Source organism: Pilosibacter rotomagensis (genome assembly GCF_045062245.2).
Lineage (GTDB): Bacteria > Bacillota > Clostridia > Lachnospirales > Lachnospiraceae > Pilosibacter.
Map to the genome: position 1 here is coordinate 1,414,338 of NZ_CM170323.1, position 12,018 is coordinate 1,426,355.

The 12,018-nt window shown below is 50.4% G+C and carries 11 protein-coding genes; all 11 read left to right on the forward strand.

Annotated features, from left to right (window positions below):
* Window positions 1-16 precede the first annotated feature (16 nt).
* Window positions 17-1,918 carry a group II intron reverse transcriptase/maturase gene (ltrA, locus tag ACI3EW_RS06280; protein WP_405581448.1) on the forward strand — a complete coding sequence of 634 codons (1,902 nt, stop codon included), beginning with the start codon at window positions 17-19 and terminating at the stop codon, window positions 1,916-1,918.
* 76 nt (window positions 1,919-1,994) lie between these two features.
* Window positions 1,995-3,296, forward strand: a complete 1,302-nt coding sequence (locus ACI3EW_RS06285; RefSeq protein WP_405581451.1) for a helicase-related protein — start codon at window positions 1,995-1,997, stop codon at window positions 3,294-3,296.
* Window positions 3,296-3,634: a plasmid mobilization protein gene (locus tag ACI3EW_RS06290; protein ID WP_227177457.1), complete on the forward strand. Its 339-nt coding sequence runs from the start codon at window positions 3,296-3,298 to the stop codon at window positions 3,632-3,634. Before ACI3EW_RS06285 ends, ACI3EW_RS06290 begins: the two co-directional genes overlap by 1 nt.
* A gap of 73 nt (window positions 3,635-3,707) precedes the next feature.
* Window positions 3,708-3,989, forward strand: a complete 282-nt coding sequence (locus ACI3EW_RS06295; protein ID WP_405581455.1) for a CD1845 family protein — start codon at window positions 3,708-3,710, stop codon at window positions 3,987-3,989.
* Between the two features lie 71 nt (window positions 3,990-4,060).
* A complete protein-coding gene (locus ACI3EW_RS06300) occupies window positions 4,061-5,488 on the forward strand; it encodes a relaxase/mobilization nuclease domain-containing protein (RefSeq protein WP_405581458.1) in 1,428 nt (475 codons plus the stop codon).
* Window positions 5,489-5,858: 370 nt separating this feature from the next.
* Complete coding sequence (locus ACI3EW_RS06305; RefSeq protein WP_405581461.1) at window positions 5,859-6,824, forward strand: helix-turn-helix domain-containing protein; 966 nt, start codon at window positions 5,859-5,861, stop codon at window positions 6,822-6,824.
* Between the two features lie 168 nt (window positions 6,825-6,992).
* Window positions 6,993-7,946 (forward strand): ABC transporter permease, encoded by a 954-nt coding sequence (locus tag ACI3EW_RS06310; protein WP_390570206.1) that lies wholly within the window; start codon window positions 6,993-6,995, stop codon window positions 7,944-7,946.
* Window positions 7,943-8,761: an ABC transporter permease gene (locus tag ACI3EW_RS06315; RefSeq protein WP_405581465.1), complete on the forward strand. Its 819-nt coding sequence runs from the start codon at window positions 7,943-7,945 to the stop codon at window positions 8,759-8,761. Before ACI3EW_RS06310 ends, ACI3EW_RS06315 begins: the two co-directional genes overlap by 4 nt.
* On the forward strand, window positions 8,742-9,530 hold the full coding sequence (locus tag ACI3EW_RS06320; protein WP_483880009.1) for an ABC transporter ATP-binding protein: 789 nt from the start codon (window positions 8,742-8,744) through the stop codon (window positions 9,528-9,530). Before ACI3EW_RS06315 ends, ACI3EW_RS06320 begins: the two co-directional genes overlap by 20 nt.
* Entirely contained in the window at window positions 9,527-10,339 is an 813-nt protein-coding gene (locus ACI3EW_RS06325) for an ABC transporter ATP-binding protein (protein WP_405581471.1), read from the forward strand. The genes ACI3EW_RS06320 and ACI3EW_RS06325 overlap by 4 nt, the downstream gene beginning before the upstream one ends.
* Window positions 10,336-11,994, forward strand: coding sequence for a nickel ABC transporter substrate-binding protein (locus ACI3EW_RS06330; RefSeq protein ID WP_405581474.1), 1,659 nt, complete (start codon window positions 10,336-10,338; stop codon window positions 11,992-11,994). The genes ACI3EW_RS06325 and ACI3EW_RS06330 overlap by 4 nt, the downstream gene beginning before the upstream one ends.
* Window positions 11,995-12,018: the final 24 nt, after the last annotated feature.

Consider the following 12,018-nt stretch of genomic DNA (forward strand, 5'->3'; position numbering starts at 1 on the left):
TGAGTGATGACCGACTATGGCAACAAAGAAAAAGGCTTTGAAGAAATCGAAACTGCGCCATGCTGAATATTACGATTTCCAGAAAATTCAAGATAAGCTGTATGCCGAAAGTATGGATGGCAAGATGTTCACCAAGCTGGTGGAAATTATCACCCTGCCGGAAAATATCAAATTGGCATACCGGAACATCAAGAAGAATAAAGGAAGCAAAACAGCAGGCACAGATGGCAAGACCATACAGCACTTAGAAAAGCTCTCTGAAGAAAAGCTCGTTGTGCTTGTGCAACGGAAATTCAGTTGGTATGTCCCCCAAAGTGTTCGCCGAGTAGAGATACCAAAGGACAATGGTAAGACAAGACCGTTGGGGATACCGACCATTATGGACAGACTTGTTCAGCAATGTGTTCTACAAGTTTTAGAGCCAATTTGTGAAGCAAAATTCCATGACCACAGCTACGGATTCAGGCCAAACAGAAGCCAGCAGCACGCAATTTCTCAAGTCCATAAAAATATGCAGCTAAGCCATCTGCATTATGTAGTTGACATTGACATTAAGGGATTCTTCGATAATGTGAGCCATGGCAAGCTGCTAAAACAACTGTGGACACTTGGAATATGTGACAAAAAGCTGATTTCTATTATATCTGCAATGCTGAAAGCGGAAGTGGCAGGAATTGGGTTTCCAGAGAAAGGGACACCGCAGGGCGGTATCATCTCTCCGCTTCTGTCAAACATTGTGCTGAATGAACTGGACTGGTGGTTGGCAAGCCAATGGGAAAACATTCCAACACAATATCCGTTCAAGCAAACGCCTAACCGCAATGGCAGCCCCAATCATGGTAATAAGTATGCGTCCCTGCGTAGAAGCGGATTGAAAGAAATAACCTGTGTCCGATATGCAGATGATTTCAAAATATTTACCAGCAGCTATCCTAATGCGGTCAAGCTGTTCCATGCAACAAAGGACTGGCTGAAAGAGCGTCTCGGTCTGGATATAAGCCCGGAGAAGTCCAAGGTAATCAGCCTGAAAGAGGACTATTCCGATTTTCTGGGATTCAGACTGAAAGTGATTCCCAGGGGCAAAACCAAACAGGGACAAACCAAATTTGTTGTAGAGAGCCATGTCAGAGAGAAATCCATTAAGAAAATTAAAGACAACCTTGCGGAACTGACCCATGCGATTCAGTACCCGAAGAATGCGGCACATTCCGAATATGAGGAAATTGCGAAATACAATGCCTTTGTACTCGGTGTCCATGACTACTACAGCATGGCGACCAAGGTCAGCAAGGATTTCAGAGGATTAGCCTTTTCAGTCCAAAAGAGCCAGAAAACAAGATTTCGACAGCGGTTAAAAACGGCAGCAGAGGTTGAAAAGAATCGGATTCCGTGCCATATAGCAGACGTGATTAAGGAACGGTACGGAAAAAGTAAGCAGTTGCGATATGTAGGAGGAATTGCGCTTGCGCCAATAGGCTATGTCAAGCACAGGCATCCCATTCAGCGAAAACGTGGTGTGAACTCGTACACCGCAGAAGGTAGGGCAATGATTCATAAACAACTGGAAGCAGTTGATATGGAGATTCTGCATTATCTGATGCGAAACCCGGTCTGGAATGCCACCATAGAGTATAACGACAACAGATTGTCACTATACTCGGCTCAAATGGGTAAATGTGCCGTAACCGGGGCGAAGCTGATGATTGGAGATATTTTCTGTCACCACAAAGTCCCACGTTGCAACGGAGGCACAGATGCATACCAAAATCTGATTTTGTTATGCGGAAATGCCCACAGGCTTATTCACGCTACCGATACCAACACTATTGCAAGGCTTACGGATTCCTTAAACCTCACTCCGAAACAGAAAACCAAAGTTGATAAGCTCAGAAGTCTTGTTCATGTTGAGAGTTGTTAAAATGTAAATCAATTTGCCCTTGATGGCAAGCCGTGTGAGCTGAAAGGTTCATGCACGGTTTAGGGCGGGGGAAAAGTTGGAGATAACATCAAAATCTTACCTATCGCCACTGTCTACCCCAAAGGGGGATGGTTCCTTCAACGTCTACGACGATATGAAGCAAAAGCTCATGGCCCAGGGCGTACCGCCGGAGGAAATCGCCTTTATTCACGATGCAAAGACAGAGGCTCAGAAAGCGGAGCTTTTTGCAAAGGTGCGGAAAGGACAGGTGCGGGTGCTGCTTGGTTCCACGGCCAAAATGGGCGCGGGCACCAACGTACAGACGCGCCTTGCCGCGCTGCACCATCTGGATTGCCCCTGGCGGCCTGCCGACATTGAGCAGCGCGAAGGCCGCATTTTGCGTCAGGGCAACATGAATCAAACCGTGAAAATCTATAAATACGTCACGGAGAATACCTTTGACGCATATAACTGGAGCATTTTGGAGAACAAGCAGAAATTCATCGGCCAGTTGATGAGCGGCAAAAATCCATCCCGTTCCTGCGAGGATGTGGACGAGGCTGCTTTAAGCTATGCCGAAGTCAAGGCCTTGGCCTCCGGCGACCCGCGCATTATTGAAATGACCGATCTGGACAGCCAGGTGACAAAGTTAAAACTTCTGAAAGCTAACCACGAGGGACAGCGGTATATGCTGGAGGATCGGCTCATTCAGTTTTTCCCTAAAGCGATTAACGGCACAAAGGAACAGATCCAGGGGCTTGAGGGAGACTTGGCGGTTTTTCAGGCCCACCCCCAGCCGGATAAGGAGCATTTTTCTATCACAGTGGCAGGCCAGACCTATACAGAGCGAAAGGCCGCAGGTCAGGCCATCATCGATGCCTGCACGAAAATGACCGACGTTTCGCAGCGGGTGGAGCTTGGCGAATACCGTGGCTTCCCCATGACCCTGTGGGCCGATACAGCCACGCAGAAATTTCAAGTGACAATGAAGCAAAACCTATCCCATACCATTGAACTGGGCAGCGATCCGGTAGGCAACATCGCCCGTCTGGATAATGCCCTGGCAGCTATCGCAGAAAATCTGGAGCAACACAAAGGCAAGCTGGAAAATCTGACCGCGCAGATGGAGGAAGCAAAGCTGGAGGTGAAACGTCCCTTCCCCCAGGAACAGGAGCTGGCCGAAAAATCCGCCCGTCTGAATGTGCTGCGGATTGCCTTGAATATGGATGGAAAATCCACCGGCAAGCGGGAGCGGGACAAAGAGGAACTGGATGGAGGAAAGCCCTCCATCAAAGGAATGTTAAAACGCCTTGGGGTTGAATCGGCGGCGACCGCTTCTCCTCCGCAAAAGGGCAAGGATATGGAGGTGGCAATCTGATGAAACCACGCAGCGGGCGCACCATTCCCCTATATTTTAAGGTGTCGCCGCAAGAAAAGGCACTCATTGAAAAAAAGATGGCGCAGCTTGGTATCCATAACCAGCGGGCCTACTTACGGAAAATGGCGGTGGACGGGTACGCGGTGCAGGTGGATATGTCCGACTTCAAGACTCTTGTGTCCCTGCTGCGTAACTGCTCCAACAACCTAAACCAGATCGCCAAACGGGTGAACAGCACGGGAAATCTCTATCAGGAGGACGTAGCCGACCTGCAGGAGCGATACCGGGAGCTTTGGGGCGCAGTCAGTACCCTTTTGGGGAAACTGACAGATTTATAAATCACGCCTTTACTTTCACACTTTAATGTGATATAGTTCGTCTTGTAAACCAGCTTCTAAGGAGGACGCCCCTATGAGAATACTTTTGAAAATTTTATTGTTCCCTGTGGTTCTGGTGCTGACGGTTCTGGTGGCCTTCTGCCGCTTCTTCTGCCTGTTCTCCGGTATGATCCTCGGTATCGTGGCGGTGCTGCTGTTCCTGATCGGGCTGCTGGTGCTGTTCGCCGGGCGGGTGGACGGCTTCATCGGGTTTATGGTGTTGGCGTGGCTCGTTAGTCCCTACGGTCTGCCGTTGGTAGCATCCTGGCTGACGGATCGGGTGGCAGACTTCAACCAGATGTTAAAATCCATTTAATCTATGACCTGCGGGCGCGGCTCTTTCTGTGAGGGCCGCGCCCCTATTTTTTCTGGAAGGAGGGCCAGCAGATGGCAATTTCAAAAATCAAACCGCGCCACGCCAGCGAGGGCCGGAGTATTGCGGCGGTTCTGAAAGACCGGATTGACTATGACAAGAATCCGGATAAGACAAAAGGCGGGCTGCTGGTGTCCTCCTATCAGTGCGACCCGGATACCGCTTGGCAGGAATTTGCCCTAAGCAAGCAGATCTACGAAGCGGAAACCGGCCGGAAACGCACCCCGGAAAACGATGTGATCTCCTACCTGATTGTCCAGTCCTTTAAGCCTGGGGAAATCACGCCGGAGGACGCAAACAAGCTGGGGTATCAACTTGCTTTGGAGTTCACCGGCGGGCAGCACCAGTTCCTTGTCGCTACCCATGTGGATAAGAAACACATCCACTGTCACATCGAATTTAACAGCACCGCCCTGGACTGTTCTCACAAGTTCAATAACTACTGGAATACCTATCAGGCGATCCGGAAAATCAATGACCGCCTGAGCCGGGAGCATGGCCTTTCCGTGATTGAAAAGCCCAAAGAAAAAGGTAAGCATTATGCAGAGTGGGCGAACGCACGGCGCGGCACAAGCTGGAAGGACAAGCTGCGCCGGACGATTGACCGGGTACTGCCAACGGTGTCAAGCTATGAGGAATTTCTTGCAGCCATGCGCCGGGAAGGATATGAGATCCAGACCACCCGGAAGGCCCTGAGCTTTCGTCTGGCCAGCGAGGGACAGGAACGGTTTACCCGTGCCAAAACCCTGGGAGCCGACTATACGCAGGAGGCTATCCAAGAGCGCATTGGACAGCCGGTGAAGCGCCCGCGCCGGAGGGCTGCGCCGCTTCAAAAGAATGGCCGGGTCAATCTGCTTTTGGATATTCAAAGCCGCTTGCAGGGACGCGGGCCGGGCTATGAACGCTGGCTGAAAATCCATAACCTGAAGGAAGCGGCGAAAACGCTGAATTATCTGACTGAACATAACATCACGGACTATGAGTTGCTGGCAGCGCGGGTCGCTTCCGTATCCGAGAATTTTGATAAAATGACAGCTTCCATCAAGCAGTATGAACACCGGATGGAGCAGATCGCGGAGCTGAAAAAGCATATCATCAACTATGCGAAAACCCGTGATACCTATGTGGCCTATCGGAAAGCCAGCCCCAGGGAAAAGTCACGGTTCCAGGCGGCCCATGAAGCGGAGCTGCTTTTGCACGAAGCTGCCAAACGGGCCTTTGACGAGTTTGGAGAAAAGAAGCTGCCGACGGTCAAAACCTTACAGACGGAATACAGTGACCTGCTGGCAAAGAAAAAGGCCGCCTACGAAGATTATAAGCGACTCCGAAAAGAAAACCAGGAATTGCAGACGGTAAAGGCCAATGTGGACGCATTATTAAGGATCGAGCAGGTGCAGGAGTACCAGCGAGAAAAAGAAAACAATCAGGAACAGGGCCGGTAAAACCGCTTTGCGAGTTTGCCGCCTTGTTCGCCAAAAAGCGAAAGCCGGGGGCCGGGTCAGGGGTGCGCGAAGCGCATTTATTTACCCTTGACGCGGCCTCCGGCTTTTGCTATGCCTCCGGCAGAGAAGCGTCCTTCCGGACGCGCAAGCCACCATGCCCTGCATGGTGTTCGGCCCGCACATTTTTGTCGGGCCGGGGGTTTGGGGAACGCCCCAACAAGCAGGAAAGGATATTCCTTTCCATTGCTTGCAAAAAATACCCCGAAATTAGGATAACAAATAACTGCTGAATATTATTTTCAATTTACCGCAAATAATTTGTCTTTTACATCCAAATAAAGTATAATCTAAATATCTGAATTGAAAGGATGTGGAATCCATCATCAATAACTCATTCGCATTTCATAATATCTATTCGCTTGACAATGAGAACACAGCAAGTACATTGCATGAGGGAAATGAGTCAGGCGAAGGAACGATGAGGCGCTTTGAAATTGCGCCTGGTATTCAAATTACCTATAACGATTTGAAAATGGATTCTTGTTTTCACCCTATCCGATTTGAAAAAGACTTTTTGCAGATCAATCATTGTCTTGAGGGCTGCTATGAATGTGAACTGGAAGGTGGCTCAGTCAGCTTTTTAGGCGAAGGCGATCTTTGCGTGGATTACCTCTCCAAAGATAAACAGGTGTTCCTTGGCTCCCGTATCCCTCTGAAAAAATACCGAGGCATCACCGTACTGCTGGAAATGGAAACCGCGCAGCAAACCTTGGATCAGGGCTTTCAACAAGCTCATATCAGTTTGGAACAGATAAAAGAACGCCTGTGTTCAGATGGGCGTTCCCTTATCATCAAATCCAAACACGAAATCGACCATATTTTCAGCGAGCTTTACTCGGTGGACGAGCGTATCCAGGTTCCGTACTTTTGGATCAAGGTCATCGAATTGCTACTGTTTTTAAGTCTCCTGGATGACAGCGCAGTTTGTCGGCCGCAGCAGTTTTCTGCGGACATCTCCAAACGGACACAGGAGGTTTACCAGTATATTATTGAAAATCCCTTTACCAAAGATACCATTCAGGATCTGGCCTGTATGTTCGGACTGGCAGAGTCCAGCTTAAAAAGATGCTTCAAATCTATTGCTGGGGCCTCCATCGGCACCTTTGTCAAGACGAAACGCATGGAGGCTGCTGCCGAAATGCTGGTTTCAGAGCCGACTTTGAGCATTGGGGAGATCGGAAGTGTGGCGGGATATGAAAATCAAAGCAAGTTTTCTGCCGCATTCAAATCTGTTATGGGAGTGACCCCGCAGGCATATCGCCACAAATATTGCTGACCTGATTGGAGTAAAATCCGACCTGTTCGGTTATAGAATGTACCACCCTGGTATGCTATCATTATTGATGTGCCAATGGTGAGTACGCTGTGAAGCAGCCGCTGAACCGCGGCTGCTTTTTTTGACCGGCGGTTAGCATAACCTAACTAAAGTTTGGAGGGATGTACTATGCGGATTGCGGGAGGAACCGCAAAAAGAATTACCAAACGCATCATCAATTTTATTCTTGTTATTTGGGGCGTCGTTACACTCAGCTTCTGCCTGCAAGTTTTTACTGGGACCGATCCGGCAGAGATGATTGTCCGCAAGGTTAATGTCTTTGCAACAGAGGAACAGATTCAGGCTGTGCGAGAGGAGTTGGGACTGGACGCTCCTTTTCTGGAACGCTATGCCGACTACATCAAGGGTGTTCTGACCGGCGACCTTGGAACCGCAATCACGAACCGGCAGCCGGTCATCGAAAATATCAAGGACGCCCTCCCTGTGACCTGTATGCTGGTAGTTATGGCAATGGCATGGGTCATCCTCTTCACGGTATTGATTGCCGCCATCTCCGTCATACGAAAAGGTGGGATTTTTGATAATGTCATGCGAATTATCTGTATCATTGGGATCTGCGTGCCGAGCTTTTGGCTGGCGCTGATCCTGCTGACCGCCTTTGCGGTTCAAATCCCCATTTTCAGTGTGATCTCGGACGGCAGTTTCAAATCTTTGATTTTGCCATCGGTAGCAATGGCGGTCCCTATTATCTGTATTGCGGCCAGGGTGCTGCGGGCGGCAGTGCTGAATGAACTCAAAAGTGACTATGTGACCTATGCCAGAGCAAGAGGGTTCTCCAATTCAAAGATCGTGTATGGCGAGGTGCTGAGAAATGCTCTCCCTGCAGCCATCACACTTTTCGCCCAATACTGTGCTGCTCTTTTTGGGACTTCGGCACTGGTAGAGAGCGTTTTCTCCATCCAGGGACTTGGCATTTACCTGATGGAGTCCTGCGAGAGTATGGACATCTATGGGATTTCCGGTTCCATCCTGGTGTGCGGCGTGTTGTTTGTTCTGTTCAACACCCTGGCGGATTTGCTTTCGAGTGCTATCTGCCCTGCGTATAGGAGGAAAGCGGTATGAAACGAAAAGGACAAATCATTGTTGGATTGGCTCTGATTCTGGTTTTTATTCTTATGGCTCTGGCGGCCCCGCTACTGGCCCCAAATGATCCAAATGCCACAGATCTTGCGCTGAAAAATGCTCCGCCTTCTGCGGAGTACCCTCTTGGCTGTGACCAAATGGGCCGTTGCGAACTATCAAGACTTCTCTATGGAGCAAGATACTCTATGGGGCTGACCATTCCGGTACTGATCGTGTTGGCTGCCTTCGCCCTGTTCGTGGGATGCTATTCCAGTTATAAAGGCGGCCTGCTGGATGAAGTCATGCGGATACTTTGCGACATCCTTATGGCCTTTCCACTCATCGTCATTGCGATGGCGTTGGTGTCGGCGGTGGATAATTCTGTGGCAAGTGTCATCATTGCCATCGGGATTTCTATGCTGGCGTGGTTTCTGCGGATGGTACGCTCTTATGCAAAAACTGAATGCGGAAAGGAATACATAGAGGCAGCCCGGATTTCCGGCGCTTCTGGCCTCCGCATTGTACTTCGCCACCTGATCCCAAATGTGTTCCCGCAGTTTGTGGTGTACTTCACCACTGGAATTGCCACGGCGATCATGTCGGTGTCCAGTTTTGCTTTCCTGGGCGTGGGGCTGATCGCCGGGACCCCGGAATGGGGTGCAATGCTCAATGAGGCCCGAAACAGTGTCTACTCAAACCCTGCGCTCCTGATTTATCCGGGCATCTGCCTTATCGTCTGCTGCGCGGGCTTCAACCTGCTGGGCGAGGGCCTGCGGGATGCCATCGGGAAGGAGGATGATATTCGTGTTGCTTGAGGTCAAAGACCTGAATATCTCTTTAACTTCCGGGAAAAGCGTGGCCGAACATATATCATTTCAGTTAGGCCAGGGGGAAATGCTCTCCATTGTTGGCAGCTCCGGCGCGGGAAAGACTACCATCTGCAAGGCAATTATGGGGCTGCTGGGAAACGCTTATCGTGCTGATGGCGAAATCCTGTTCCAAGCGGAAAATTTGCTCAACCTGCCGGAACGAAAGCGGCAAGCTATCTATGGGAAAGAAATCTGCTTGATTATGCAGAACCCAATGACCGCCTTTAATCCGTCCATTCGAGTGGGGCGACAGTTGGAAAAGACCTATTTGCTCCATTATGGAAAAACGCCAAAGCAGGAAATGCAGCGTCTATTTGCTGGCATCTTGCAGAGGCTGGGGCTGGAGGATACCCAGCGGATTTTGAACAGCTATCCCTTTACACTGTCTGGCGGAATGCTCCAGCGGCTAATGATTGCGGCAGCGCTGATGTGCCAGCCATCCCTCTTGGTAGCGGATGAAGCGACCACGGCCATTGATGCCTGCAACCGGATCGGGCTAATGAGGGAACTGAAAAGTTTCTGTAAAGATGGAATGTCTGTGCTATTCGTGACCCATGACCTGCGCTCTGCCTCGGTGTCTGACCGTATCCTTGTGATGGATCGCGGGCGGATTGTCGAACAGGGCAAGACAGAGCAGATACTAAACACCCCCAAAGAGGATTATACAAAATATCTGTTGAACGCCTGCCGGCTGGAAAGGAGGGAGATGTCTTGATTGAACTGAAAGAGGTTAGTTGTTCTTTTTCTGACGGCTTTGGTGGGAAAGGACTATTTACTGCTGTGTCCCCATTGAGCGCCCATTTCAGTGATGGCGGCCGGTATGCAATCGTGGGAGAGTCCGGTTCGGGCAAAACAACCCTGGCGCGGATGATTGCAGGATTACAGCGGCCAAGCGGCGGTTCGGTGTTCGTAGATGGCGCACCCGTCTATGGGCGGAAACGAGCAGGGAAAGAACATTTCAGGAAGGTGCAGATCATTCAGCAGAACTCCGCATCTGCCCTGGACCCCAAGATCCCGGTGGGTAAATCCATAGAGGAACCGTTGCTTTGTTTTTTTCACATGGAGAAAGAGAAACGGCGGGAACGCTGCCGGAACTTGATGGAGCTTTGCAATCTATCGCGGGACTACTATACCCGCCTTCCATCAGAGCTGTCCGGTGGAGAACAAAAGCGGGTGGCAATCGCCAGGGCATTGGCCGCTGAGCCGCAATGCCTGATCTTCGACGAGGCCACCAATGGATTTGACTTGCCGCTGCGGAAGAAAATCATTGATGAAATTATAGACCTGCAACAGCAGCTTGGTTTTACGCTGATTTTCATAACCCACGACATGGAACTGACAGTGGTCGTGGCGGACGAGATTTTTGTCATGCGAAATTCTAATCTGGTGGAGTGCGCCGCGTTCTCCGGTGATTATTCTGTATTTCACGATCCATACAGCAGGATGCTCTTGGAGGCAAGCGGTTTAGTGAACACTTCAACAGACTGGAATGATAAAACGAAAGAAAGGATTGATTTGCAATGAGACTGAAACGAATTGCCGCTATGCTCATGGCGGCGGTCATGGCGGTATCTCTGGCCGCCTGCGGAGGCAACGCCGACACCAATACAGAGAGCAGCCAGAACCCGCAGGAAAGCACTGAGGCTCAGGCCGTACATCTGAACTTGGCGGAGAGCTGGGGCTTTGAGTATTTTTACACCATCCTCACCCCAGAGGTATCCTCCTCCAGTTACGACATTACCTACTATCTCACCAGCTTCTATGACACCCTGTTTGAGTACAATTCCGAGGGCGAGGTCGTGGGTGTGCTGGCCGAAGATTGGTCCATGAGCGAGGATGGAAAAACCTATACCTTCCAGATCAAGCAGGGCGTCAAGTTCTCCGATGGCTCTGACCTGACCGCCGAGGATGTGGCAAAGTCTATTTTGGCTGTTCCGGTCAACCTGGGCCAGTACAACGGCTCCTATGGCCGCCTGTCCACGATCATTGAGGATGCGGTAGCCACCGATGAGTACACGGTGGAGCTGCACCTGACCCAGCCCTACTACAACACCCTCCGGGAACTGTGCCTTGCTAACCCCTTCGGCATCGTATCCAGCGAGCAGTTCAATGAGGATCTGACTGCCAAGCAGGAGAGTTTCCGCAGCGCCACTTATGGAACCGGCCCCTATATGTACGCTGGGGACAATGACGGGCAGACATGGAACTTCGTCCGCAATCCCAATTACTGGGGAGAAGCACCTGAAGTAGATAGCTTCTCTATCAAGTACATCCCCGACAACGATGCCAAAATTTTAGCCATGAAGAATGGTGAGGTGGACTTCCTCTCCGGTATTAAGAATGTCTCTGCCGAGAGCTATGCTCAGATGGAGCAGACGGATGGATATGGCGCTCAAGTCGATGAAAAGTCTTTGCAGACTTACTATGTGGGCTATAACCTGAGCAGTGAGATTTTTGGCGACCAGGTGGTTCGTGAGGCCATTTCTTCCGCCATTGATAAGGATGCCGTAGTAGACAACATCTACGGTGGCCTGTTCGACAAGGCAGATACCTTCTTTTCTCGTGACCTGCCCTACTGTGATGTAGAGCAGACAGTGTACGGCTTTGATCTGGATCATGCCAATCAAATCTTGGATGAGGCTGGCTATGTAGATACCGATGGCGATGGCATTCGTGAGAAGGATGGAGTCGAACTGTCCGCCGCTTTCCTGTATCAAACCGGCACCGCCTCCGATGACAATATGGTTGTCTACATTTGTGACCAGGCCAGCAAGATCGGCATTGAGCTGACCCCGCAATCCGCTCAAATGATGGACTGGTATGCCATGATCCAGAGCGGTGACTATGGCCTGACCATCTTCAAGACCCAGGGTGGCTACTATGACCCGGCTATGGTCATTACCAACATCAACCCGTCTACCTCTATGGACCCCATCCTCATGCAGATTGGGGCGTCCCAGCCGGAGCTGGCGGCACTGGTAGACGAACTGGACTCTGCTACTGATGAGGCCCGTATTCAGGAAATTTACAACACCATCCTGACTACTATGGCAGACCAGTGCCTGACTACGCCGCTGATCTATACCCGGCAGCTTGCCATTTACAGCGATGCGGTAGCAAGCTATACCTTCCCCACCGATGCCAGCTTTACTTCCGTTCAGAATATCCATCTGAATTGAGCCATTCAAATTAACTGACAAAAG